The sequence below is a fragment of the Sphingomonas sp. JC676 genome, from assembly GCF_014489075.1.
GTDB lineage: Bacteria > Pseudomonadota > Alphaproteobacteria > Sphingomonadales > Sphingomonadaceae > Sphingomonas.
Genome location: NZ_JACTGR010000005.1, coordinates 352,471 through 377,165, shown reverse-complemented (window position 1 = coordinate 377,165; position 24,695 = coordinate 352,471). Strand labels below are relative to the sequence as shown.

Annotated in this window: 28 protein-coding genes; 11 read left to right on the top strand and 17 right to left on the bottom strand. The window is 66.7% G+C overall.

Translation table 11 applies throughout. The features are described 5' to 3' along the window. Nucleotides 1-64: 64 nt before the first annotated feature. On the top strand, nt 65-1,639 hold the full coding sequence (locus tag IAG41_RS18020) for an aldehyde dehydrogenase (NADP(+)) (RefSeq protein ID WP_187730032.1): 1,575 nt from the start codon (nt 65-67) through the stop codon (nt 1,637-1,639). 110 nt (nt 1,640-1,749) lie between these two features. Here the strand turns inward: IAG41_RS18020 and IAG41_RS18015 are convergent, their stop codons facing one another. The 4 genes from IAG41_RS18015 to IAG41_RS18000 form a co-directional block, all read right to left on the bottom strand. Next, nucleotides 1,750-2,811 (bottom strand): aldose epimerase family protein, encoded by a 1,062-nt coding sequence (locus IAG41_RS18015; protein ID WP_316251185.1) that lies wholly within the window; start codon nt 2,809-2,811, stop codon nt 1,750-1,752. Then, a complete protein-coding gene (locus IAG41_RS18010; RefSeq protein WP_187730031.1) occupies nt 2,796-5,258 on the bottom strand; it encodes a glycoside hydrolase family 3 protein in 2,463 nt (820 codons plus the stop codon). The genes IAG41_RS18015 and IAG41_RS18010 overlap by 16 nt, the downstream gene beginning before the upstream one ends. Nucleotides 5,259-5,302: 44 nt before the next feature. Continuing rightward, on the bottom strand, nt 5,303-6,826 hold the full coding sequence (locus tag IAG41_RS18005; RefSeq protein ID WP_187730030.1) for an ABC transporter permease/substrate-binding protein: 1,524 nt from the start codon (nt 6,824-6,826) through the stop codon (nt 5,303-5,305). Between the two features lie 163 nt (nt 6,827-6,989). Next, nucleotides 6,990-7,754, bottom strand: coding sequence for an ABC transporter ATP-binding protein (locus tag IAG41_RS18000; RefSeq protein WP_187730029.1), 765 nt, complete (start codon nt 7,752-7,754; stop codon nt 6,990-6,992). A gap of 57 nt (nt 7,755-7,811) precedes the next feature. On the opposite strand from IAG41_RS18000, the gene IAG41_RS17995 reads away from it, so the two are divergent. After that, nucleotides 7,812-8,612, top strand: a complete 801-nt coding sequence (locus IAG41_RS17995; RefSeq protein ID WP_187730028.1) for an SDR family oxidoreductase — start codon at nt 7,812-7,814, stop codon at nt 8,610-8,612. Here the strand turns inward: IAG41_RS17995 and IAG41_RS17990 are convergent. Next, complete coding sequence (locus IAG41_RS17990) at nt 8,601-8,894, bottom strand: 4a-hydroxytetrahydrobiopterin dehydratase (protein ID WP_187730027.1); 294 nt, start codon at nt 8,892-8,894, stop codon at nt 8,601-8,603. The two genes, IAG41_RS17995 and IAG41_RS17990, sit on opposite strands and share 12 nt — an antisense overlap. 44 nt (nt 8,895-8,938) lie before the next feature. Here IAG41_RS17990 and IAG41_RS17985 point away from each other — a divergent pair, with 44 nt between their 5' ends. From IAG41_RS17985 to IAG41_RS17975, 3 genes are read left to right on the top strand one after another with little or no spacing between them, the layout of a single operon-like run. Further along, nucleotides 8,939-9,343: a metallopeptidase family protein gene (locus IAG41_RS17985; RefSeq protein ID WP_187730026.1), complete on the top strand. Its 405-nt coding sequence runs from the start codon at nt 8,939-8,941 to the stop codon at nt 9,341-9,343. Beyond that, nucleotides 9,340-9,909 carry a heme ABC exporter ATP-binding protein CcmA gene (gene ccmA, locus IAG41_RS17980; protein WP_187730025.1) on the top strand — a complete coding sequence of 190 codons (570 nt, stop codon included), beginning with the start codon at nt 9,340-9,342 and terminating at the stop codon, nt 9,907-9,909. Before IAG41_RS17985 ends, ccmA begins: the two co-directional genes overlap by 4 nt. Further along, complete coding sequence (locus IAG41_RS17975; protein WP_187730024.1) at nt 9,906-10,550, top strand: heme exporter protein CcmB; 645 nt, start codon at nt 9,906-9,908, stop codon at nt 10,548-10,550. The genes ccmA and IAG41_RS17975 overlap by 4 nt, the downstream gene beginning before the upstream one ends. A gap of 52 nt (nt 10,551-10,602) precedes the next feature. On the opposite strand, the gene IAG41_RS23350 is transcribed toward IAG41_RS17975, so the two are convergent. From IAG41_RS23350 to coxB, 12 genes are all read right to left on the bottom strand, one after another. Next, nucleotides 10,603-11,181: a PEPxxWA-CTERM sorting domain-containing protein gene (locus tag IAG41_RS23350; RefSeq protein ID WP_316251184.1), complete on the bottom strand. Its 579-nt coding sequence runs from the start codon at nt 11,179-11,181 to the stop codon at nt 10,603-10,605. 91 nt (nt 11,182-11,272) lie between these two features. After that, complete coding sequence (locus IAG41_RS17965; protein WP_187730023.1) at nt 11,273-12,145, bottom strand: class I SAM-dependent methyltransferase; 873 nt, start codon at nt 12,143-12,145, stop codon at nt 11,273-11,275. Continuing rightward, nucleotides 12,142-13,533, bottom strand: a complete 1,392-nt coding sequence (thrC, locus tag IAG41_RS17960) for a threonine synthase (protein ID WP_187730022.1) — start codon at nt 13,531-13,533, stop codon at nt 12,142-12,144. The genes IAG41_RS17965 and thrC overlap by 4 nt, the downstream gene beginning before the upstream one ends. Before the next feature lie 48 nt (nt 13,534-13,581). Then, nucleotides 13,582-14,202 carry an SURF1 family protein gene (locus tag IAG41_RS17955; RefSeq protein WP_187730021.1) on the bottom strand — a complete coding sequence of 207 codons (621 nt, stop codon included), beginning with the start codon at nt 14,200-14,202 and terminating at the stop codon, nt 13,582-13,584. Then, nucleotides 14,203-14,610 carry a DUF983 domain-containing protein gene (locus tag IAG41_RS17950; protein ID WP_187730145.1) on the bottom strand — a complete coding sequence of 136 codons (408 nt, stop codon included), beginning with the start codon at nt 14,608-14,610 and terminating at the stop codon, nt 14,203-14,205. Next, a complete protein-coding gene (locus IAG41_RS17945) occupies nt 14,610-15,443 on the bottom strand; it encodes a cytochrome c oxidase subunit 3 (protein ID WP_187730020.1) in 834 nt (277 codons plus the stop codon). The genes IAG41_RS17950 and IAG41_RS17945 overlap by 1 nt, the downstream gene beginning before the upstream one ends. An 85-nt stretch (nt 15,444-15,528) precedes the next feature. Further along, a complete protein-coding gene (locus IAG41_RS17940) occupies nt 15,529-16,098 on the bottom strand; it encodes a cytochrome c oxidase assembly protein (protein ID WP_187730019.1) in 570 nt (189 codons plus the stop codon). Next, a complete protein-coding gene (locus tag IAG41_RS17935) occupies nt 16,095-16,250 on the bottom strand; it encodes a hypothetical protein (RefSeq protein WP_187730018.1) in 156 nt (51 codons plus the stop codon). Before IAG41_RS17935 ends, IAG41_RS17940 begins: the two co-directional genes overlap by 4 nt. Continuing rightward, nucleotides 16,247-17,152 carry a heme o synthase gene (locus IAG41_RS17930; protein ID WP_187730017.1) on the bottom strand — a complete coding sequence of 302 codons (906 nt, stop codon included), beginning with the start codon at nt 17,150-17,152 and terminating at the stop codon, nt 16,247-16,249. The genes IAG41_RS17935 and IAG41_RS17930 overlap by 4 nt, the downstream gene beginning before the upstream one ends. A 102-nt stretch (nt 17,153-17,254) precedes the next feature. Further along, complete coding sequence (locus tag IAG41_RS17925) at nt 17,255-17,542, bottom strand: hypothetical protein (RefSeq protein WP_187730016.1); 288 nt, start codon at nt 17,540-17,542, stop codon at nt 17,255-17,257. A gap of 142 nt (nt 17,543-17,684) precedes the next feature. Then, the gene (gene ctaD, locus IAG41_RS17920) at nt 17,685-19,358 is read right to left on the bottom strand and encodes a cytochrome c oxidase subunit I (protein ID WP_187730015.1); all 1,674 of its coding nucleotides are present in this window, start codon (nt 19,356-19,358) and stop codon (nt 17,685-17,687) included. A gap of 1 nt (nt 19,359) precedes the next feature. Further along, nucleotides 19,360-20,463, bottom strand: coding sequence for a cytochrome c oxidase subunit II (gene coxB / locus IAG41_RS17915; RefSeq protein WP_187730014.1), 1,104 nt, complete (start codon nt 20,461-20,463; stop codon nt 19,360-19,362). Nucleotides 20,464-20,636: 173 nt separating this feature from the next. On the opposite strand from coxB, the gene pyrE reads away from it, so the two are divergent. Genes pyrE through IAG41_RS17885 form a run of 6 tightly spaced genes read left to right on the top strand, consistent with a single transcriptional unit; the run spans nt 20,637 to nt 24,686 of the window. After that, nucleotides 20,637-21,218 (top strand): orotate phosphoribosyltransferase, encoded by a 582-nt coding sequence (pyrE, locus tag IAG41_RS17910; protein WP_187730013.1) that lies wholly within the window; start codon nt 20,637-20,639, stop codon nt 21,216-21,218. Then, a complete protein-coding gene (locus tag IAG41_RS17905) occupies nt 21,215-21,943 on the top strand; it encodes a pyridoxine 5'-phosphate synthase (protein WP_187730012.1) in 729 nt (242 codons plus the stop codon). Before pyrE ends, IAG41_RS17905 begins: the two co-directional genes overlap by 4 nt. Nucleotides 21,944-21,957: 14 nt before the next feature. Continuing rightward, complete coding sequence (locus tag IAG41_RS17900; protein WP_187730011.1) at nt 21,958-22,227, top strand: hypothetical protein; 270 nt, start codon at nt 21,958-21,960, stop codon at nt 22,225-22,227. Next, nucleotides 22,224-22,634, top strand: coding sequence for a holo-ACP synthase (acpS, locus tag IAG41_RS17895; protein ID WP_187730010.1), 411 nt, complete (start codon nt 22,224-22,226; stop codon nt 22,632-22,634). Before IAG41_RS17900 ends, acpS begins: the two co-directional genes overlap by 4 nt. Nucleotides 22,635-22,641: 7 nt before the next feature. Continuing rightward, nucleotides 22,642-23,517 carry a signal peptidase I gene (gene lepB, locus IAG41_RS17890; RefSeq protein ID WP_187730009.1) on the top strand — a complete coding sequence of 292 codons (876 nt, stop codon included), beginning with the start codon at nt 22,642-22,644 and terminating at the stop codon, nt 23,515-23,517. Next, nucleotides 23,514-24,686 (top strand): AI-2E family transporter, encoded by a 1,173-nt coding sequence (locus IAG41_RS17885; RefSeq protein WP_187730008.1) that lies wholly within the window; start codon nt 23,514-23,516, stop codon nt 24,684-24,686. The genes lepB and IAG41_RS17885 overlap by 4 nt, the downstream gene beginning before the upstream one ends. Nucleotides 24,687-24,695: the final 9 nt, after the last annotated feature.

Genomic DNA, 24,695 nt, shown 5'->3' with positions numbered 1-24,695 from the left:
GGCCCTGCGCCCCTAAATCCGCCTTCATGTTACCGCTAACTTTGATTTGAATAGGAGAGCAGGCGTGGCGCTGACCGGGGAATTGTTCATCGCATCGACGCGCGTGAAGCGCGATGGCGAAGGCTTCAGGGCCATTGCGGCCGCGACGGGGGCTGAAATCGAGCCGGCGTTCAGCGTCGCGACCTCCGAGGACATCGAAGCGGCCTGTGCAGCTGCCGAGACCGCCTTTCCGATCTATTCGAACCTGCCCCGCGAAGATCGCGCCAAATTCCTCGAGGCGATCGCCGAGGAGATCGAGGCGCTGGGCGATACGCTGATCGAGCGCGCGATGCAGGAAAGCGGCCTGCCCCAGGCACGCCTGGCCGGTGAGCGCGGCCGCACCGCCAACCAGCTCCGCCTGTTCGCCAGGGAAATCCGCCTCGGCGAGTATCTGCGTGCCCGTGTCGATCATGCGATCCCCGATCGCCAGCCGGCGCCCAAGCCTGATCTGCGCCTGCGCATGATCCCCCTCGGCCCTGTCACGGTGTTCGGTGCCAGCAATTTCCCGCTCGCCTTCTCGGTCGCCGGCGGCGACACCGCCTCGGCGCTCGCGGCGGGCTGCCCGGTGATCGTGAAGGGCCATTCGGCGCATCCCGGCACCTCCGAGCTCGTCGCCGGTGCGATCACCCGCGCCGCGGAGAAGACCGGCATGCCCAAGGGCGTGTTCTCGCTGATCAACGGCGCCGGCAATTCGGTCGGTTCGGCGCTGGTCACCGATCCCCGCATCAAGGCAGTGGGCTTTACCGGCTCGCGCGGCGGCGGCACGGCGCTGATGAAGCTGGCCGCGAACCGGCCGGTGCCGATCCCCGTCTATGCCGAGATGAGCAGCATCAATCCGGTGTTCCTGCTTCCCGCGGCGCTCGAGGCACGCGCGGAGGCGCTGGGCACGGCCTATGTCGCGTCGGTCACAATGGGCGCGGGCCAGTTCTGCACCAATCCCGGCCTGGTGCTGGCGCTGCAGAGCCCCGCGCTCGATCGCTTCGTCACCGCCGCGTCCGATGCGATGACCTGCGCCGTGCCCCAGACGATGCTCACCCCCGGCATCCACAAGGCTTATCAGAGCGGCGTCGCCCGTTGGGCCTCGGCCCCGGCGATCAAGCTGCTCGCCGAGGGACAGGAGCCCACTGGCCCGACCAGCGGCCAGGGCGCGCTGTTCACGATGACCGGCGCGGACTTCATCGCCGATCCGAGCCATGCCGAGGAAGTGTTCGGCGCGACGTCGCTGCTGGTGCGCTGCGCCGATCTCGACGAGATGCTCAAGGTCGTCGCCTTGCTCGAAGGCCAGCTCACCGCGACCTTGCATCTCGATGACGGTGATACCGAAGTCGCGCAGAAGCTTGTCCCGATCCTCGAGCGGTTGGTGGGGCGCATCCTCGCCAATGGCTGGCCGACGGGTGTCGAAGTGACCGATGCGATGGTGCACGGCGGACCCTATCCGTCGACGGCGGACGGGCGCAGCACCTCGGTCGGCACGCTGGCGATCGACCGCTTCCTGCGGCCGGTGAGCTATCAGGATCTGCCCGCCGCGCTGCTGCCGGTGGAACTGCGCGATGGCGACGCGGGCATCCCGCGCCGCATCGACGGCAAGCCGACGCTCTGATTCGTTCCAATTGAAAGTGAGCCGTGCTCCTGCGGAAGCAGGAGCCCAGGGCAACATGGCGCGGCGCTTGTGACCCTGGGCCCCTGCTTTCGCAGGGGTACGTGCCAGCTTCAGGCGAACGCCTCCTTCACGGTAGCCGCCACGCGGAAGCGGAATGCCATGTCGTGCCGATAGGTCGCGCCCGGATCGAGCCGCGCCGAAGGGAAGCCGGGCTTGTTCGGGCTGTCGGGGAATTTTTGCGGCTCGAGGCATAGTCCGCCGCGCGCGGCATAGATGCCACCGCCGGTGCCGGGCGCGCCGTTTGCCAGATGGTTGCCGGTGTAGAGCTGGACGCCGGGCTCGGTCGATTCCATGTCCAGCACCCGGCCCGTTCCCGGGTCGAACAAAGTGGCGACCCGGCGCCGCTTCCCGAAATCGCCGTCGATTACAAAATTATGATCGTAGCCATGGCCCAGCCGGAGCTGTTCGTCCTCGGCGCCGATGTCGCGGCCGATGGCATGGGGCGTGCGGAAGTCGAACGGCGTGCCGACGACCTCGCGATAGCCGCCGGTCGGGATCAGCGTGGCGTCGACCGGGGTCATCCGGCTCGCCGGGATCTGCAGCATATGATCGAGGATCGATCGCCCGCTCGCCTCGCCGGCCAGGTTGAAATAGGCATGGTGGGTGAGGTTGACGATGGTCGGACGATCGGTGGTCGCGGTAAAGGCGATGGCGAGGCCGTCCTCCTCCAGCGCGTAGCGCAGCTGGGTATGCAGGTTGCCGGGAAAGCCGTTGAAGCCGTCCGGGCTCAGCAGCCCGAAGGTCACCGATGCGGCGTCGTGGCGCTCGATCGTCCAATATTGCTGGTCGAAGCCGAGCGGGCCCGAGTGCAGGCTGTTCGCGCCATTGTTCGCGGCGACGCGATGCTCGACACCGTCGAGGCTGAACCGCGCCCCGCCGATGCGATTGGCATAGCGGCCCGCGACGGCACCGTAGAAGCGCGGATGGCCGCGATATTCCTCCAGGTCGCGATAGCCGAGCACGACGTTGGCGGCCGCGCCGTCGCGATCGGGCACTTCGAGGATGCGCAGCGCCGCGCCGAGATTGAGCAACTGCGCGCGGTACGGCTCGCGCGCGATCTCGATCGTCTCGATCGTGCCGCCTTCGACCAGCCAGCTCACTTGCCGGGGCACACCGAATTGTTGGGATCCGAGAGGATCCGCACATCGGCGATCGAGACGCTGAACGGCCCCGACGCCTGGAGGGCGAACGGCGCGGTCACCCTGCTCAGGTCGATGCCATATTGCTGATAGCATTTGAGTAGCACCTTGGCGGTACGCCAGGTGCCGGTCGCCCCGGTGAACAGGCTGCTCGCGTCGATCGCGCCTTTATTGGCGCCGCCTTCCATGAGCAGCTTGACCGGGCTCGTCGGCGCGGCATCGACGCGGTAGCTGATCTGGAGCGACAGATCGGCATTGGCCTCGCGCATCAGGTCCGCAGGCGCCCCGCCGATACGCAACGTTGCGGGGCCCGCGGGCCAGGTGAATTGCTGTGCGCCTTCCTGCGTCGCCGGACCTTCCACCGTCTTGCGCGCGATATGGCTGTCGGTCGCGAACGAAAACGGCGCCTGCACCGTCCCCTTGGCGAAGAAGACGCTGGTGTTGGCCAGCGACGCATCGACGCCGGGCTCCTCGCTCAGCTTGGGCACGGTGCCGCCCTTGGCGTAGGACAGGCCATAGCCCAGCGCGAACAGCGGGTCATAGCCGGGCTTGCCCTTGTTGAGGGTGAACTGCCCCGCGGTCTTGGGCCAGCTGAACGACAGGCGCCCCTTGAAGTCCGTGCGCGGCTTGCCCGCCTTGTCGCCGATCAACACATCGGCCACGCCGCCGCCCTCGGTGCCCGGCAGCCAGGCCGCGACAAACGCATCCGACGCGTTGAGCTCGGGATTCACCCAGAGCGGCCGGCCGGAGAGGAACACCGACACCACCGGCACGCCGGCGGCCTTGAGCTTCTTCAGCAGCGCCAGCGCCTGCTTGTCGCCGGGCTGGAACTCGAGCGTGCGGATGTCGCCGCGCATCTCGGCATAGGGCTGCTCGCCGAACACCAGGATCGCCACGTCGGGCTTGGCGGCGAAACTGCCGTCCGGCGACAGCGCCGCGGTGCCGCCGCCGGCCTCGACCGCTTTCTTGATGCCGGATAAGATCGTCTCGCCATTGGGGAACAGCTCGTTGCCGTTGCCGTCGCCCTGCCAGCTGAGGGTCCAGCCACCGGTCTGCATCCCCAGCGAATCGGCGCCGGGGCCCGCGACGAGGACCTTCGCGCTCGCCTTCACCGGCAGCACGCCATTGTTCTTGAGCAGCACCAGCGATTTCTCGACCGCCTCGCGCGCCACCGCACGATGCGCGGGCGCGCCGAGCACGCCGGCCTTGCCTTCGATCGGTCGCGCCGGATCGAACAGGCCGAGCTTCGCCTTGACGCGCAGGATGCGACGCACCGCATCGTCGATCCGGCTCATCGGGATGCTGCCGTCGCGGACATGGGCGATCGTCGAATCGAACATGCCCTTCCAGCTGTCGGGCGCCATCACCATGTCGAGCCCGGCGTTGAAGGTCTGGGGGCAATCATTGGTGGTGCAGCCGGGCACCTGGCCATGGCCGTTCCAGTCACCCACGACGAAGCCCTGGAAGCCCATCCGGCCCTTGAGCACATCGGTGAGCAGCGACTTGTTGCCGTGCATCTTCTGGCCGTTCCAGCTCGAATAGCTGGCCATCACCGTCATCGCGCCGGCGTCGATCGCGGGCACATAGCCGGCGCCGTGGATCGCGATCAGCTCGTCCTCGGATACGCGCGTGTCGCCCTGGTCGGTGCCCTGCCATGTCCCGCCATCGCCGAGGAAATGCTTGATCGATGCGGCGACATGCCCCTTCTGGATGCGATCGGTCGTGCCGGGCGGGCCCTGCAGCCCGCGCACCATCTCGCCGGCATAGCTGCGCACGATCGCGGGATCTTCCGAATAGCCTTCATAGCTGCGGCCCCAGCGATCGTCCTGCGGCACCGCGAGCGTTGGACCGAAAGCCCAGTCCGGCCCGGTCGCGGCGGTCTCGATCGCGGTGACTTCGCCGATGCGGCGGATCAGGTCGGGGTCGTTGGCGGCGCCGAGCGCGATATTGTGCGGGAAGATCGTCGCGCCGATGACGTTGTTGTTGCCATGCACCGCGTCGATGCCGAAGATCAGCGGGATGGGCGCGTGATTGGCGCGCGGCTCCATCGCGACGGCGCGGAAGGCGCGCGCGGTCGCCACCCAATCGGCCTGGGGCGACCGGTCGTTGCCCGAGAGCGGCGGGGAGTTGCCCCCCGCCAAGATCGACCCGACCGGATATTTGCGCAGATCCTCGGGCTTCATGTTGGTGATGTCGGCCTGGATCATCTGGCCGACCTTCTCTTCCAAGGTCATCTTCGCCATCAGATCGGTGACGAACTTCTCGGTCGCGGGATCGACCAGGCCCTGGCTCGCGGCGGCCGGCCATTTGTCGGGATGCGCGGTGCTCGCGTCAGACAGCGCTGTCGGCGCCTGCTGCGCCAATGCCGGCACGGCGGCGAAGATCGTGGTTGTCAGCAACAGCCCCAGGCCAGCGCGCATCGTCTCTCTCCAATATTCTGGTCTATGTTAGCGATACCCTCAACTCAGCGGGCAAGTCCACGCTCAAGCCAGCGCGCGGCCTCGTCGGGGCTCGCCTTGTCCTTGTCGCGATCGACCAGATAATTGGCCTCGCGCATCTTCTCGACCGGGATCGCGCCGATCAGCGGGCGCAGCGCCGCCTGGAACCGCGTATCGCCGGCACGACTGGGAGCCAGCAGCAGGATCGCGTCATAGCCCGGGATCGCGCCCTTGGGATCGCTCAGCACCGCCAAGTGATCCGCCGCGATTCGCCCGTCGGAGGAGAAAGCGGGGATCACATCCGCCCCACCGCTTGCCAAAGCACGGTACATGAAAGTCGGCTGATAGGGATGCGCCGACTTGAAGCTGAGCCCATAAGCGCGCTTCACCGCGGCCCATTCGGAGCGCTCGAGGAATTCGACATCGGTGGCGAGGTTGAGCGTCGGCGCGATCGGCGCCAGATCGGCGATGCTCTTGATGTCCCGCCGCTTCGCATCGTCACCGCGCATCGCAAAGGCATAGGCATTCTCGAACCCGAGCGACCCGAGCAAGGTCACGCCATGCGCCTGCTTTGCCCATTCGGCGACGCCGTCGACAATCGTCTGGCGCGGCGGCACGTCGCTGCGCTTCATCTGGTTGGTCCAGATCGTCCCCGAATAATCGACATAGACGTCGACATCGCCGCTCGCGAGCGCGCTGAACGCCACCGCCGATCCCAGGCCTTCGCGGTATCGCACCTTGTAGCCCGCCCCCTCCAGCCGGTGCCCGATCACGCGGGCGAGAATATACTGCTCGGAAAAGCCCTTGGCGCCGATCGTCACCGTGCCGCGCGCGGCAGGCCAGGCCGGCGCCAGCGCGACCAGCACGCCGACCAGCAGCACGCCCAGGCTTCCCCAGACCAGCCCGCGCCGCCGCTTTGCGATGCCATACTCGGCGAGCCCCAGCAGCGCATCGACTGCCAGCGCCAGCCCCGCCGCCGCGACGCAGCCCGCGAGCACGAGGGTCCAGTTCTGCGTCTGCAGCCCCGCGAAGATCAGGTCGCCCAGACTCGGCTGGCCGACGGTGGTGGAAAGCGTCGCGGCGCCGATCGTCCACACCGCAGCGGTGCGTATGCCCGCCATCAGCACCGGCGCCACCAAAGGCGCTTCGACCAGCCACAATTTCTGCGTCCTGGTCATCCCCATGCCGTCGGCCGCCTCGATCACCGCGGGATCGAGATTGGTCAGGCCCGTCACGCCGTTCCGGAGGATCGGCAGCAGCGCGTAGAGCGACAGCGCGAGCAGTGAGGGCAGAAAGCCCAAAGCCGGTATCCCGCCGCCAACCAGCGCCGAGAGCGACAACAGGATCGGGTAGAAAAGCGCGAGCAGCGCCAGCGACGGGATCGTCTGCACCAGGCTGGCAAAGCCCAAGGCGATCCGTCCCACCGTCTTGTTGCGCGCCGAGAACACCGCAAGCGGCAGGCTCACGACGAGCCCGAGCAGCAGTGCCGCGAACGCCAGCAGCAGATGCTGCGCGAGCAATTCGGGCACGCGGGAAAAGGCAGCGGTCACAATTCCTCCCCCAGCAAGCTGGGGGAGGGGGACCGCGCCCGCAGGGCGTGGTGGAGGGGCGCGGCGGTGAAACCGGCGCGTTCCGCGCCGGCCCCTCCACCCCCGCCTTCGGCGGCGGCCCCCCTCCCCGAGGCAAGCTCGGGGAGGATTTGAAGACTGCCCCTCACTTCTCCAGCTCCGCGAGCCGGTGCGCCTGCTCGCGCGGTACCGCGACCAGCGCGTCGGCCGCCGCGCCGCCCTTGCCGGCGAGCAACTCGCGCGGCGTCGCATCGCCGACGATCCTTCCGTCCTCCATCACCAGCACCCGATCAGCGAGTAACAACGCCTCGGCCATGTCGTGCGTGACCAGGATCGTGGTCAGGCCCATCTTGTCGTGCAGCGCGCGGATCGCCTTGCCCAGCCCGTCGCGTGTCACCGGATCGAGCGCGCCGAACGCCTCGTCCATCAGCATCAGCTTGGGGCCTACGGCGAGCGCCCGCGCCACGCCGACGCGCTGGCGTTGCCCGCCCGAAAGCGCATCGGGCATCCGGCCGGCCATCTCCTCGGGCAGCTCGACCAGCTGCAGCAGTTCCGTCACCCGCGCAGCCGTATCGCGCTCGCCCGCCAGCTTGAGCCCGATCGCGACATTCTCGCCCACGGTCATGTGCGGGAACAGCCCGATATTCTGGAAGACATAGCCGATCCGCCGCCGCAGCAGATAAGCGGGCTCGTCATGCACCGGCTCGCCGTCGATCCGCACTTCGCCTTCGCTCGGCTCGATCAGCCGGTTGACCATCTTGAGCAGGGTCGACTTGCCTGAGCCCGATGCGCCCACCAACGCGACGAAGCTGCCGCCGGCGATCTCGAGCGTGACATCCGTCACGGCGGGAACGCCGGCATAGCGCTTGCTGACATTTTTGAAGGTAACGCTGCGCGATTGCTCTGGCATCGGCGCAACTTGTGCGGGATGAAGTGACAAAGGTCAAAAAGACGAAAAGAGGGGCGTATGGCAGGCGAACAGGCGATCTTCATCACCGGTGGTGCATCGGGCATCGGCCAGGCCGTGGCGCGCTATTTCGCCGGCAAGGGCTGGCGGGTCGGCCTGGCCGACGTCAACGCCGCGGGGCTCGAGTCGACCAAAGCGATGCTGCCCGCGGGCATGGCGACCACCCATGTGATGGACGTGCGCGATCACGGCCAATGGGTGGCGGCGCTGACCGAATTCACCGCGAGCGCTGGGCGGCTCGACGTGCTGTTCAACAATGCCGGAGTCGCGGTGGGTGGTGAGTTCGCGGCGACACCGCTCTCCGATCTCCAGCGCTGCGTCGATATCAACCTGATGGGCGTGGTCTGGGGTGCGCATGCCGGCTTCCCGTTCCTCGCGAAGACGCCGGGATCGACGATGCTGGTCACCAGCTCTGCCGCCGGCATCTATGGCGCCTCGGGCGTCGCGATCTATTCGGCGACCAAGTTCGCGGTGCGTGGACTGGTCGAGGCGCTGGACGGCGAATGGCGTCCGGCGGACATCAAGGTGCGCTCGCTGATGCCAAGCTTCATCGATACGCCCCTGCTCGATCAGTCGGTGCAGGGATCGAACCGCAACGTCCGCGAATCGGTCACCGCATCGGGGCTTGAGATCACCCCGGTCTCCGAAGTCGCCGAAGCGGCGTGGACCGCCGTCCACGGCGATCGCATCCACACCCAGGTCGGCAAGACCGCGAAGAAATTGTGGTTCGCCGCGCGCTGGATGCCGGGGCAGATCCGCAAGACCACCGGCAAAAGGCTGGACCGCCAATTAAAGCAGTAGGCCGTCGATCGCCTGCGCCATCTGGATGTCGCGCGTCGAGAGCCCGTCCACGTCGTGCGTGGTGAGCAATATTTCCACGCGGTTCCACACGTTCGACCATTCGGGATGGTGATCGGCCTTGTCGGCGAGCAACGCGACGCGGGTCATGAACCCGAAGGCCTGGTTGAAATCCTTGAAAGTGAAGCGCCGCGTGATCGCGTCGCGCTCCGCATCGTACGACCAGTCGGGCAACGACGCCAATGCCTCGGCCCTCAGGCCCTCGCTCAACCGCGCTACCATCATCCCCTCCTTGCCGCCGCTTCGTCCCACCGCCTATGGACTTGGGCATGAGCGGGCAAGCACCATTCCACGCGCCGGACGCGGCGGTGATCGAGCGGATGGCGCGCGACGCGCTCGCCCGCATCCCGGAGCCGTTCCAGAACTATCTTTCCGACGTCGTGCTGATCGTCGAGGAATTCGCCGATGACGAGACGCTGGACAGCCTGGGGATCGAGGATCCGTTCGATCTGAGCGGTGTCTATCATGGCCGCCCGGTCGGCGATAAATCCTCGTTCGATTCGGGCGCGCTCCCCGATCGCATCCACCTCTATCGCCGTCCGATCCTCGACGAATGGATCCATACCGGCGTGCCGCTGGCGACGCTGGTCAATCACATCGTCGTCCATGAGGTCGGCCATCATTTCGGCCTGTCCGACGATGACATGCATGCACTGGAGGATGGCGCGGATTGAGCGCGAGCCTCGCCTTTCGCAACGTGGCGTGCCTGCGCGGCGGGCGATTGCTGTTCGAAGGGCTGCGCTTCGCGTTGGCGCCGGGCGATGCGGCACTCGTCACCGGTCCCAACGGCGCGGGCAAGTCGAGCCTGATCCGCCTTGCCGCCGGGCTGCTCGCTCCCGCGTCGGGCCATGTCGAAGGCGAGGGTGCCCGCGCGCTGCTGAGCGAGGCGACGGCGCTCGATCCCGAGCTCAGCCTCACCGCCGCACTCGATTTTTGGGCGGGAATCGACGGGCGCCGGGGTACCGTGCCCGAAGCGCTTGAGGCAGTGGGTCTGACCGAAATCGCCCGGGTGCCGGTGCGTCTGCTCTCGACCGGCCAGCGCCGCCGCGCCGCCTTCGCGCGCGTCGTCGCCAGCGGCGCGCCGGTATGGCTGCTCGACGAGCCCGCCAACGGCCTCGACACGGCGTCGGTCGCCCGGCTCGAGGGCCTGATCGCGGCGCACCGCGCGAATGGCGGCATCGCGCTGGTCGCGACGCATCTGCCGATGGCGCTGCCCGGCGCGATCGAGCTGCCGCTATGAGCGCCTTCGCCGCGATCGTCTGGCGCGAGCTGCGGCGTGGGTGGAGCACCGGCGGGCTGCTGATGCCGGTCGCCTTCTTCCTGCTCGTCGCGATCCTCTTCCCGTTCGCGATCGGCCCGGACAGCAAGCTGCTCGCGCGGATCGGTGGCGGGGTGATCTGGGCGGCCGCCCTGCTCGCGGCGCTGCTGCCGGTCGAGCGACTGGTTGCGCCCGATGCCGAAAGCGGCGTGCTCGATCAGTTCGCGGTGCGCGGGCTGGGAGATGGCACGGTCGCCGCGGCCAAGATGATCGGCCACTGGCTCGGCTTCGCGCCACCACTGTTGGCCGCTACCGTGATCGCCGCAGCCCTGCTTCACGTGCCCGGATCGGCACTCGCCCAGATCCTGTTGTGTCTCGCGATCGGCACGCCTGGCCTCGCCGCGCTCGGCTTGGTCACCGCTGCGCTGGTTGCGGGACTACGCGGGGCGGGCGCGCTCGCTGGCTTGGTGATGTTGCCTTTCGCGGTGCCGCTGCTGATCTTTGGTGCTGGCTCGACGGGCGACCAACCCGGCGCGCTTAAGCTGCTCGCAGCCGTGAGCCTGATCTATCTCGCGGGCGCGCCGCTGGTGGCAGGCGCGGCGATTCGGATGGGCCGCGACTGAGACGAACAAGGGCGACAGTCGCCTGCCGCCCTTTCCCCACCTTTTCGTGTATTCAGGCGAAAGCGACGGTGACCCGGCGACGGCGGACCGCCATGCCGGCCAGCCCGAAGCCGCCGATCATCATGCCCCATGCGGCCGGCTCAGGAACCGCGCTGATGTCGAAGGCGATCGTGCCGAAATTGTCGCCGTTGTTCGAATCCCAATAATAGAGATTGAGCGTGCCGCTGCTGCTGGCAACGAAGCTGCCATTGGCGCCGAGCAGCATGTAGACGCCGTTCAGCTCACCGACGAGCGAGCCATAGGCCGCCGAGAGCGAGTTCTGCGACCAGAGGCCGAAATTGGCGCCGATCTGCGTGCCGACCGCCTGGCCCGAATCGTCGGTGGCGGTGGCCCAGCGGTCGCCGGTCAGGCCGTTGGCATCCGAATAGCGGGGCAGCGGGCCGGCGCTCCACAGGTCGTCGGTGCTCGACGAAATGGTGAAGGTCTGTCCCGCGATCAGCGCGACCGAGGCGAGGCCGGCGCCACCCGACGAGCTGTTCGCCATCGCATCGACCACGAAGGTCTGCGCGGCGGCCGGGGCGGTGATGGTAAGCGCTGCGACGGCACAGCAAGCAAGATGCGAAAGCTTCACGGCGAATCCCCTCAGATACCAACCTGGAAATGTTCAGACACATTAAACGATTCGTTAGCCATCGCCAATCGCGAATAAATGCGAATAAGGGTTAGTCGCCGCGCCAGCGTCCGAAAATGGCCGTGGGCAGCAATAGGCCCCGCGCTTCCTCGCGTACGCACAGTTCGCCGCAATCAACTGTGCCCCCCAACCCTTTGAGTTCCTGGTTCAGCAACTCACCGAGCGCGACCGACGACATCCGCACCGCATAGACGGTGAGGAACAGGAAGCGCGACTTGGCGTCGAGCAGCTTGGCGGCGTCGGCGATCAGCCCGGGCAGGCTCTCCTCGAGCTTCCACACCTCGCCGGTCGGCCCGCGCCCCCATTTGGGCGGATCGAGAATGATCCCGTCATAGCGCCGTCCGCGCCGCACCTCGCGCGCGGTGAACTTGGCGGCGTCGTCGATCATCCAGCGGATCGGCTTGTCTTCCATCCCCGACAGCGCTGCATTGGCCTTGCCCTCGGCGACCGATTTCTTCGACGCATCGACATGCGTCATCCGCGCGCCCTTGGCGGCCAGCGCGAGCGTGCCGACGCCGGTATAGCCGAACAGGTTCATGCACTCGGGCGCGTCGAGCCCGTCGATCCGCTCGCGCATCCAGTCCCATACCGGCGCCATGTCCGGGAAGAAGCCGAGATGGCGGAAGGGCGTGGTCTGCGCGGTGAACTTGGCCTCGCGCCAGGCGAGCGGCCAGCCCTCGCGTGGCACCGGCTTGTGGAACACCCAGCGCCCGCCCCCCTCGTCGTCGGGGGCGGGGACGAACTCGCCATGCGCGTCCCAGTCTTCGGATGCCGGCGCCCACATCGCCTGGGGTTCGGGACGGATGAAGCGATAGGGCCCGTAGCGCTCGAGCTTGCGGCCATGCCCGCTGTCGACCAGCCCGTAATCGGCCCAGGGCTCACCGGTGAGGATCGAGAGCTTCATGTCCGGGCGCGGGCGCGCTCGGCGATATAGGCCGTGATCGCGCCGAACTCGGCGGGCAGCACGTCATAGCGCTCCTGCCGCTCGAACAGGTCACCGATCCGCGCGGGCATGTGCGGGCGCGAGCCTGTCGCGCGCTCGACCGCGTCGCGGAACTTGGCGGGATGCGCAGTCGCCAGCGTCACCACCGGGGTTCCGACCGGCAGCTCCGCGCGCCGCGCCGCCGCAAGGCCGATCGCGGTATGCGGGTCGATGACCTGGTTCGCCTCGCCGGCCGCCCAGCGCATCGCCTCGTTCATCTCTTCGGGTTCGATCCGGTCGCTGACGAACAGCTTCGCCGCGCCCTCGCGCTGGGCATTGGTCAGCTGCATCGCGCGGCTCGCCTCGAACCAGCGCATCTGGTCGGCGACCGGAGCCTCCGAGAGATCGAAAAGCAGGCGCTCGAAGTTGGAACTGACCTGGATGTCCATCGACGGCGCGGCGGTGGGTGTCACCGTCCCCGCCGAATAGTCGCCCGCCGAAAGCGCGCGGTGGAGGATGTCGTTGACGTTGGTCGCGACGATCAGCCGCTCGATCGGCAGCCCCATCCGGCTCGCGACATAGCCCGCGAAGACATCGCCGAAATTGCCGGTCGGCACCGCGAACGCGACCTTGCGCTCGGGGGCGCCCAGCCGGACGGCGGCGTAGAAATAATAGACCACCTGGGCCATCAGCCGCGCCCAATTGATCGAATTGACCGCACTCAGCTGGAAGCGTCCGGCGAACCCGGCGTCGTTGAACATCGCCTTCACCAGCGCCTGGGCGTCGTCGAAGCTGCCTTCGATCGCGATGTTGTGGACGTTGGGGGCGAGCACCGTGGTCATCTGGCGGCGCTGGACGTCGGAAACGCGGCCCTTGGGGTGGAGCATGAAGATGTCGACGCCGTGCCGTCCGGCGACGGCGTCGATCGCCGCGCTGCCGGTATCGCCCGATGTCGCGCCGACGATCGTCAGATGCGCATCGCTCCCGGCCAGAAACTTCTCGAATAGCAATCCGAGCAACTGCAGCGCCACATCCTTGAACGCCAATGTCGGCCCGTGGAACAGCTCGAGCAGCCAGTTGCGCTCGTCGAGCTGCACCAAAGGCGTCACCGCGGCGTGCGCGAAACGGCCATAGGCCTGGGTGCACAATGCGCGGAGCTCGTCCTCGCTCAGATCGCCGTCGACGAACGGCAGCATCACCCGCACCGCCGTCTCGACATAAGAGAGACCGGCCAGCTCGGCGATCTGCTCGCGCGTGAAGCTCGGCCAGGCCGCGGGCACATATAGCCCGCCATCGCTCGCCAGCCCGGCAAGCGTCACGTCACGGAAGCCGAGCAGGGGCGCGGCGCCTCTTGTACTCTGGTAGCGCATCCCCGCGGCGTTAGCGGGCGAAGGGGTGGGGGGCAAGAAAGCCGATCTTTAGGCCGTCTTGCGCTGTCGCAGCCTGAGCGCCAGCACATAGATGATCGCCGCGACGGTCGCGAACAGGAACCATTGCACCGCATAAGCGAGATGGTTGTTGGGCACGCTCGAAAGCTCGGGCCGTGCGGTGGGCTCCAGCCCGGGCGCGGCCTGGTCGGCGATCAGCATCAGCGACTTGGGGTGCTCGCCGAACATCGACAGGAAGATCGGCCGATGATCGGGCGCATGCGTGATCGTGCCGGTCACCGGCCCGCCCTTCCAGACCGGCTTGACCTTCGGATCGGGCGCCACGCCCACATCGACGAGCAATGCGGGTCCCTCCACGCCGGTGCGGCACTGGGCGATCTGCCGGAAGCCGTTGGTGCCCTTGATGCTCCGTCCGCCCTGGCTCTGCCAGCCGACCGGCTCGAGGCAGAAGGCCGTCGCGCGGCGGAACAGATATGCGTCGCCGACTGCGAGCCGCGGAAACGCCATCACCGGCTTGCCCATGTTCGCGGCATATTGGGCGAGCGCCGCCTGCTTCTCGGCGCGGCGGTCGAGCTGCCACACGCCCAGTGCGATCATCGCCGCGATGGCCAGGCCGACGACGATCGTCGGAATCAGCGGAAAGCGCGGCATTCAGACGTCCTTGATCCGGCCTTCAGCTGCCTTGTGGCGATATTCGAGCGCGAGCAGCAGGCCCTTGGAGAAACGCAACATCACCACGGTAAGGCCGAGGGTGATCGGGACCCAGAGCAGTATATGGATGAGCAGCCCAGGCTGGAAGGTGAACTCGACCCACAGCGCCATCATCGTGACCAGCGCACCGATGCCCAGGGTCAGGAACACGACCGGGCCATCGCCGACGTTGAACTGGGTGAAATCGAGTCCGCAGTTCGCGCACTTGTCGGCGAAGCGGATATATCCCGCGAACAGCGTGCGGGTGCCGCAGCGCGGACAACAGCCTTTCAGCCCGGAATCGATCGGGGGAGGCGGCGTGGTGCCACCTCCCCCGATTTGATTGCTCGGTTGTTCGTCCAGACGCATCAAGCGTGGACGGGAGCGCCCCAGCCACCCCAGACATAGATCGACGCGAACAGGAACAGCCAGACGACGTCGACGAAGTGCCAGTACCAGGCAGCCGCTTCGAAGCCGAAATGCTGCCTTGGGGTGAAGTCGCCACGATAGGCGCGGACTAGGTTCACGATCAGGAAGATCGTGCCGACGATGACGTGGAAGCCGTGGAAGCCCGTTGCCATGAAGAAGGCGCCGCCATAGCTGCTGCCGCCCTCGCTCGCCGCCTTGAAGGGGAAGGGAGCCTCCATATACTCATAGGCCTGGAAGCAGCTGAACGAGATGCCCAGGATGATCGTGATCCACAGGCCCTGGATCAGGCCCTTGCGGTCACCGTGGATCAGCGCGTGGTGCGCCCAGGTCACGGTGCAGCCCGAGCAGAGCAGGATCAGCGTGTTGAGCAGCGGGAACTGCCAGGCGTTGAGCACTTCCATGCCCTTGGGCGGCCAGACGCCGCCGACCGCCTCGACCGTCGAGGGGAAGAGCGAGAAATCGAACCAGGCCCAGAACCAGCCGACGAAGAACATCACTTCGGAGGCGATGAACAGGATCATGCCGTAGCGCAAATGGAGCTGGACGATCGGCGTGTGATCGCCGGCATGCGCCTCCTGGATCACCTTCGACCACCAGCCGAACATCGTGATCGCCACTAGCGTCACGCCGGTGAAGAACACGAGGCTGGCGCTGGGTGCCTTGTGCATCCACATGATGCCGCCCGAGGCGAGCACGAGCGCCGCGAACGCGCCGAACAACGGCCAGATGCTCGGCGGCAGGATGTGGTATTGGTGGTTTTTGGCTCCGGCCATGGTCGGTCCCTGTTTGGTGTTTTGCGGGCTGCTTTAGGGCCCGAATCCGCTTCCCGCAACAATCCTCGTGCACATGCAGGCGGGTTCAGTGCGCCTTCTGCGCCGCGGCTGCCGCCGCCTGCTTCACCTGCGGCGATTCGCTGGGGTAGAAGGTGTAGGACAGGGTGATTTCCTGCACGTCCTTCGCGTCCGGATCGTCGAGGATCTTGGGATCGACATAGAAGATCACCGGCATGCGCACCGTCTCGCCGGGCTTCAGCGTCTGCTGGGTGAAGCAGAAGCACTGGATCTTGGTGAAATACTTGCCGATGAACACCGGAGTCACGTTGAAGGTCGCAGTGCCGCTGGTCTCATGGTCCGAGGTGTTGGTGGCCGTGAAGAAGGCCATGTCGCGCCCGCCGATGTCGATCGTGTCGCTGCGACGCTCGGGCTGGAATTTCCAGGGGATGCCCTTGCCGACATTGGTGTCGAACGCCACGACAACCTTGCGGTTGCCCACCGCCCCAGGCGCCTGGAGCCCGCGCTGGGTGGTGCCGTTCAGGCCTGTCGCCTCGCAGAACATGCGGTAGAGCGGCACCGCGGCGAAGCCGAGTCCGCCCATCGAGCAGACTCCGATCCCCGCGAGGATCGCCACGCGCAGGTTGCGGTTGATCATCCGTGATGGGCGATCTGGATCTTCACGATCGAGATCGCGAAGACGAGCACGACGAACACGCCGAGCAGCACTGCCATGATCCGTGCGCGCGAACGCTGGCGGGCGCGGATCGCGTCGACGGACGGCGCGGAAATATCATTCTGATCGGTCATAATACCCACCTGTCGACGACGAGCGCGCCGAACATCACGAAGAGATAGAGAATCGAATATTTGAACAGCGTCTTCTCGGGCGCCATCTTGTCGTCGGGCTGCGTCGTGCGCAGCGCGACCCGGGTCGCCAGCGCCAGGAAGATCGCCGTCGTGACGCCCGCAACCCCGCCATAGACCGCGCCGGTCAGCCCCAGCGGCCAGGGCGCGATCGCCGCGGCGGCCATAGGGATCGAATAGAGCCCGATCTGGTGCCGCGTCGTGCGCTCGCCCGAGACGACCGGCAGCATTGGCACGCCGGCATTGGCGTAATCGGTCTTCACGAACAGCGCGAGCGCCCAGAAATGCGGCGGCGTCCACAGGAAGATCAGCAGGAACAGCAGGATCGGCAGCGTCGCGACGTTGCCCGTCGCCGCCGCCCAGCCGATCAGCGGCGGGAAGGCGCCGGCCGTGCCACCGATGACGATATTCTGCGGCGTGCGGCGCTTGAGCCAGATCGTGTAGATGAAGACGTAGAACAGGATCGAGACGGCGAGGATGACCGTCGCCGTCAGGTTGATCGCGAAATACATCAGCACGAGGCTGAAGACCGCGAGACCCACGCCGAAATGCAGCGCCGACTGGCGGTCCATCCGCCCGGCGGGCAGCGGCCGCCGCTGCGTCCGCTTCATCTTGGCGTCGAGGTCCGACTCATACCATTGGTTGAGCGCCCCCGCCGCGCCTGCGCCGAGCGCGATGCACAGGATCGCGGTGAAGCCCAGCACGGGATGGATCGGCACCGGCGCCGCCAGCATCCCGCACAGCCCGGTGAACACGACGAGCGTCATCACCCGCGGCTTGGTCAGCGCAAGAAAGTCGCGCCAGTCGGCGGGAAGGGCGGGGGAAAGGGCAGACGCGGTCGACATGATTGCGGGCGCTATAGGCCCGAGTCCGTGGCGGGAAAAGGGTGCGATGCGATCGCATCATCCGTAGAAGGAGATGCGCCGAATTTCAGGGGCAGCGGCCCGTCAGCCCAGCCGCTTGCGGTTCGCCTTCACCTTGCGGCGATAATGCTTGAGCACCTTGCGCGTGCCCGTCAGCGGGCTGGCGCCCAGCCGTCCGCTCATCATTGCCGATTGCAGCTCGAACACAGACTGCATCTTCTCCGACACCATCAGATAGGCTTCGCCGCTGGCGCCGGGTCCGCCGGCGGCCATCTTGGCGACGCGCAGCCCGATCACGGTGGAGGCCTCGATGCTCAGCGCCCAAGCATCCATGCTGGCGCTAGTCCAGCCCTCATATGGCCATTTGTACATTGTCGCCCCTTGATCGGTGAATTCGAACTTGAACCCGCTCAACGATCCAAGTGCGCCGTCGGGGGCATCGCGCGCAAGGGCTCCACAAAAGAAAACGCCCCGGGTCTCCCCGAGGCGTTTTGTTTTCCAGCTGGGCCGGATCTCAGTGGTGCGAATCGCTGTCGATCACCGGCAGCGTCTCGAACTGGTGGAACGGCGGCGGGCTCGACAGCGTCCATTCGAGCGTCGTCGCGCCTTCGCCCCAGGGATTGCCCTCGGCCTTGCGGCCCGCGACCAGCGACCAGATGAGGTTGATGAAGAACACCGCCATGCTGGCTGCCATGATCATATAGCCGATCGTGGCGATGTGGTTCCAATAGGCAAAGGCGTCGGGATAGTCCGGATAGCGCCGCGGCATGCCCTGCAGGCCCAGGAAGTGCATCGGGAAGAACATCACGTTCACGCCGATGAAGAACACCCAGAAATGGATCTGGCCGAGCAGCTCGTTGTACATCCGGCCCGACATTTTCGGGAACCAGTAATAGAAGCCGGCGAACAGCGAGAACACCGCGCCGAGCGACAGCACGTAGTGGAAGTGCGCCACCACGTAGTACGTGTCCTGCATGTAATCGTCGACGCCACCGTTCGCGAGCACCACGCCGGTCACGCCGCCGACGGTGAACATGAAGATGAAGCCGATCGCCCACAGCATCGGGGTCTTGAAGGTGATCGAGCCGCCCCACATCGTGGCGATCCAGGAGAAGATCTTCACGCCGGTCGGCACCGCGATGACCATGGTCGCGGCGGTGAAGTACATCTTCACGTTCACGCTCAGGCCGGTGGTGAACATGTGGTGCGCCCACACCACGAAGCCGACCAGGCCGATCGCGACCATGGCGTATGCCATGCCGAGATAGCCGAACACCGGCTTGCGGCTGAAGGTCGCGACGATGTGGCTGACCATGCCGAAGCCCGGCAGGATCATGATGTACACCTCGGGATGGCCGAAGAACCAGAACAGGTGCTGGTACAGGATAGGATCGCCGCCGTACTGCGGATCATAGAAGGCCGTGCCGAAGTTGCGGTCGGTCAGCAGCATGGTGATCGCAGCGGCCAGCACCGGCAGCGCCAGCAGCAGCAGGAAGGCGGTGATCAGCACCGACCACACGAACAGCGGCATCTTGTGCAGGGTCATGCCCGGTGCGCGCATGTTGAAGATGGTGGTGATGAAGTTGATCGCGCCCAGGATCGAGCTGGCGCCCGCGAGGTGGAGCGACAGGATCGCCATGTCCACCGAGGGCCCGGGCTCGCCATAGGTCGAGAGCGGAGCATAGACCGTCCAGCCCGTGCCCGCGCCGACGCCGACAAAGGGCGAGGCGAGAAGCAGCAGGAAGGCCGGGATCAGCAGCCAGAACGAGATGTTGTTCATCCGCGGGAACGCCATGTCCGGCGCGCCGATCATGATCGGGACGAACCAGTTGCCGAAGCCGCCGATCATCGCCGGCATGACCATGAAGAACACCATGATCAGGCCGTGCGCGGTAACGAGAACGTTCCAGAAGTGCATCGCCTCGTCGAAGCTCGACGGGCCGTGCAGCTTGGCCACCCAGTATGGCAGATACTGGATGCCCGGCTCCATCAGCTCGGCCCGCATCAGGCCGGAGATGCCGCCGCCGATGATCCCCGCGAAGATCGCGAAGATCAGGTACAGCGTGCCGATGTCCTTGTGGTTCGTCGACATGAACCACCGGGCGAAGAAGCCCGGCTTGTGGTCCGCGTCATGATGGTCGTGCGCATGATCGGCATGCGCGGCGTACGGGATGGCGGTATCGGTCATCTCAATTGCCCGTCGTGTTGCCGGCGGCGGCGTTGTCCGCCGCGGCCTCGTTGGTGGCTGCCGGCTCGGCGGCGTTGGTTGTCGCGGCGGGAGCCGCCTCGTTGCCCGCTGCCGGTGCAGCGACGGCCGGCTTCGCGGACGGCATCGTACCGCCCTTCGATGCGACCCACTGCGCGAACACTTCGGGCGAAACCACTTCGACCGCGATCGGCATGTATGCATGGCGCGCGCCGCAAAGCTCGGAGCACTGGCCGAAATAGACGCCCGGCTTCTTGTCGATGATGAAGCTCGTCTCGTTGAGCTTGCCCGGAACCGCGTCGAGCTTGATCCAGAAGGCGGGCATCGCCCAGCTGTGGATCACGTCGGTCGCGGTGGTGACCAGGCGGATCGGCACGCCATAAGGCAGCACGACGCGCGCGTCGGTCGCCAGCAGGCGGGGGCCGTCGGCATCGGTGCGGTAGCGCTCGCCCTTGCCGACCTGGTCGGCTTCCTTGAGCATGTTCGCGGTGATCTGGATGCCGCCGTTATCGGGATATTCGTACGACCAGAACCACTGGTTGCCGATCGCCTTCAGCGTGATCGCATCCTTGGGGGCGGGCTTGAACTGTGCCGCGAGCAGCCGGATCGAAGGCACCGCGATCGCGATCAGGATCAGCACCGGGATCAGCGTCCAAGCGATCTCGATCGCGACATTGTGGCTGGTGCGCGACGGCGTCGGGTTGGCGGCGCGGCGATAGCGGACGATCACATAGAGCAGCAGCACCAGCACGAAGATCGAGATCACCGTGATGAGCGGCACCAGCACCAGGTTGTGGAACCGATGCGCCTCCTCGCCGGTCGGCGTCACCTGCGGTTGCAGCGTGATCGCCTCGTTGACCGGCTGGCCGACGCCGGGAACGGCATGGGTCAGCGGCTTGCCCGCCGCGTCCAGCGTCGGATCCGCCGGCTTGGCGGCAGCGGCGACCGGCGCTGCGGCCGGTGTGCCCGCGGGCGCGGCGGCCGTCGGGGCCGGCGCTGCCGGCGCGGTGGTGTTCTGGGCGTGCCCGGGCACGGCGAGGGCAAGCCCCGCGGCCAGGACAATCGAAGTCAACCCAAGCATGCGCATCGTCTATATTCACCCTGTTCGCGAGAGCGCCGTAGGCGGGGCTTTGTGGAAATACCCCAATGGCAGCGGCCTATACGCGGCTCAAGCCCGATCTCAAGCTTTTTGCGCGCGGTTGCGGTCGCGAGTGCCGGTCCCTAAGAGTGCGCCCGTCCCCGCACATATGGAGTCAGGCTTTGACCGGCGACGCAATTCTGGACGAGTTTCGAGACGCCGGCGCGCTGCTGGAGGGGCATTTCATCCTCTCCTCGGGGCTGCGCTCCCCCGTATTTCTCCAGAAGATGCGAATCTTCGAGGATCCCGTGCGCACCGCGCGCGTGTGCGGCGCGCTGGGCGCGCTGATCCGCGAATCGTTCGGGCATATCGACATGGTCGTCTCGCCTGCGATCGGTGGAATCATCCCGGGATATGAGACTGCGCGAGCACTCGGCTGCCTGGCGGTGTTCGTTGAGCGCGAGGACGGCGAGTTCCAGCTTCGCCGCGGATTCGAGATACCTGCCGGCGCGCGCGTCGTGATGGTCGAGGATATCGTGACCACCGGGCTCTCATCGCGCGAATGCATCGCCGCGATCCGCAAGCATCCCGGCGAACTGGTCGGCGCGGCGTGCATCGTCGATCGCTCGAACGGCAAGGCCGATATCGGAACCCCGTTGGTCGCGCTGACGCGACTCGACGTTCCCGCCTATCCCGCCGATCAATTGCCGCCCGAACTGGCGGCGATCCCCGCGACCAAGCCGGGGAGCCGGGCAATAGCGTGACCGGCAAGCTCCGCCTCGGCCTCAACATCGATCATGTCGCGACCGTGCGGAACGCGCGCGGAAGCGGATATCCCGATCCCGTCCGCGCGGCCTTGCTCGCGGCCGAGGCCGGCGCCGACGGCATCACCGCGCATCTGCGCGAGGACCGCCGCCACATTACGGATGACGACATCGCCCGCCTCTCCGCCGAACTGACCATCCCGCTCAACCTTGAAATGGCGGCGACCGAGGAGATGCTGGCGATCGCGCTGCGCCATCGCCCGCACGCGGTGTGCATCGTTCCCGAAAAACGCGAGGAGCGCACCACCGAGGGCGGGCTCGACGCCGCAGGCCAGCACGATCATCTCGCACCGATCGTCGCCCGGCTGCGCGACAATGGCAGCCGGGTCTCGCTATTCATCGAGCCCGACGCGCGCCAGATCGAGGCGGCGATTCGTCTCGGCGCGCCGGTCGTCGAGCTCCACACGGGCCGCTTTGCCGAGCTCGAGGGTGCCGCCCAGGCCGAGGAGCTGAAGCGCCTCGCCGATGCCGCCGCGCTCGCGGTCAAGAACGGCATCGAGCCGCATGCCGGCCATGGCCTTACCTTCGACAATGTCGTCCCCATCGCCGCGATCCCGCAGTTGATGGAGCTCAACATCGGCCATTTCCTGATCGGCGAGGCGATCTTCGACGGGCTGGTGCCCGTGGTGCTGCGGATGCGGGCGCTGATGGATTCGGCGCGGTGATGGGTCGAGGGTTCGTGGCGGCGGCGGTCGTGGCTGCGTCGCTGGCTGCTCTCTGCGCGGTGCTGCCGATCCTTCGTTATCTGTCCAAGGTCGATCCTGAACTTGCCCAGCGGGCGCGGGAATTGTTTCGGAGCGAAAGCCTTCCGTCCGTTGCACTCGGCGCCGCCGTGGTGCTCGGCGGGGTGTATATCGCACCCTCGCGGCCGCGCATCGGGTGGGCGCTTGTTATCGCCGCAGCCCCGGTCGCGTGGCTGGCCCAACTCGCCATCTGGTTGTGGCCATGATCCTCGGCACCGGATCCGACCTCTGCAACATCGAGCGCATCCAGAATTCGCTCGACCGGTTCGGCGCCCGCTTCGAGAACCGCGCCTTTACAGAGATCGAACTGAAAAAGGCCGCCCGCCGCCCGCACAATTACGCCGCGACGCTGGCGAAACGCTTCGCCGCCAAGGAGGCCTATTCCAAGGCGGTCGGAACCGGTTTCAAGCAAGGCGTGTTCCTCAAGGACATCGGTGTCGTCAATTCGCCGTCCGGCGCGCCCACTTTGGCGCTCACCGGCGGGGCCAAGGCCAGGCTTGACGCCATCACCCCCGAGGGCCACGTCGCGAAAGTACATCTGACGTTGACCGACGATCATCCCTGGGCATTTGCCATGGTGATCATCGAGGCGGTGGCGACGGGCAAGGATTGAGTACCCCATGGCCGCGGACGAGTTTGCGTTGACGGAAGAGCCCATCGAACTGGAAGAGAAAAGCGAGGCGCGCCCAGCCACCGACTGGTGGGCGGAGGCGCGCGGCATCTTCTGGCTGGTGCTGGCGGTGCTCGGCTTCCACAGCCTGGTCGCCAAGCCCTTCTACATCCCCTCCGAATCGATGATGCCGGGGCTGCTCAAGGGCGATCGGCTGGTCGTGACCAAATATCCCTATGGCTACAGCTTCGTCACGCCGACCTTCCATCTGCTGCCGTTCATCCATGGCCGGCTGTTCGGCCGGCTGCCCGAGCGCGGCGACGTGGTGATCGTGACGCCGCCGGGTTCGGAAACCGACTATATCAAGCGCGTGATCGGCCTGCCTGGCGATCGCGTCGCGGTCCGCAACGGCGTGGTCTATCTGAACGGCGTCGCGATTCCGCGCCGCGCGATGGGCGACCGCGACTTGCCCGTCGACGCCAATAGCCGCTGCGACGATGGCAGCTACCGCGACCGCCTGGTCAAGGACGCCGCGGGCAACGCGCATTGTCGCCTGCCGATCTTCCGCGAGACGCTGCCCAATGGCCGTTCCTATGATACGATCGATCTGGGCTGGAGCCCCGGCGACAATTTCGCCGAGACCCGGGTGCCGAAGGATCATGTCTTCCTGATGGGCGACAATCGCGACAACAGCGCCGACAGCCGCTTCCCGACCAGCCAGAACGGGCTGGGTGGTCCCGTGCCCTGGGAGAATATCGGCGGCCGCGCCGAGTTCATCACCTTCTCCTTGGACGGCAGCGCGACCTGGAACCCGCTGACCTGGCCCGCCTCGTTCCGCCCGGGGCGCGCCGGCACCTCGCTCCACCCCAGCCGGGACACCAAATGAGCGCCGACCCGCTCGCATCGGATGCCGTCCAGGTCGTCCAGGAGCCGGGACCCAACGAATTGCGCGATCCGCTGGTCCGCGCCGAACTCAAGCGCGCATCGGTCTGGTTCGGTCTCGCCATCGGCGTCGCGCTGATCGTGCTCCTGATTCAGCCGCTGCTGATCATCTTCGGCGGGCTCGTCTTCGCCTCTATGCTAGATGGCGGGGCGCGCCTGCTTGGCCGAATCCTGCCGGTGCCGCGCACCTTGCGCATCGTCATCGTCGTGCTGCTGGTGATCGCGTTCTTCGGCGGCATCTTCTACATGACCGGCGTCCAGATCGCGCAGCAGGCCGAGTTGTTGCGCCAGACGCTGGAATTCCAGGCCAACAAGCTCGCGCACTGGATTTCCGATCTCGGGCTGATGCCCGGCCGCTCGGACCTGACCGGCCTGCTCCAGCAGGCGCTGGGCTCGGTCGGCCGGCTGACCTCGGCGGTGGGTTCCGCGATCGGCGGGGTCGCCAGCCTGTTGATGATCGTCGTGCTCGGACTGTTCGTGGCGTTGGAGCCGCGGATTTATGAGCGGGGGTTGCAATGGATGGTGCCCTCCGACGCGCGGGACAGCTTCGCGCTGACGATCAGCCGGATGGCGACGACGATGCGCCGCCTGCTCGCCGGCCGCCTGCTCGGCATGCTGATCGAGGGCATATTGATCTGGTTCTTCCTCAGCCTTGCCGGCGTGCCGATGGCGCTGCTGCTCGGCATCATCACCGGCGTGCTCGCCTTCATCCCCAATATCGGCGCATTCATATCGGGCGTGATGATGGTGACCGTCGGCTTCAGCGCCGGCCAGGAAACCGGCATCTGGGCGATCATCATCTATTTCGGCGTCCAGAATTTCGATGGCTATGTCGTCATCCCGATGGTCGCGCGGCGCACCGTAGACATGCCCCCCGCGCTCACCCTCTCGTCGCAGATCCTGGCGAGCACTTTGTTCGGTGTGCTGGGGCTCGCGCTCGCCGATCCGATCGTCGCGATGATCAAGGTGGCGCTGGAAAGCGAAGCCGAGCGCGCGGCCAAGGCCGACGACGCAAGCGACCACCGCCCCTTCCGCTGGCGCGTCCGTCACGGCGGCAGGCACGCGCCGCGCACCGAATTCACGGAACCGACGGGCGGCGATCTGACTTCTTGAGTTAACGGA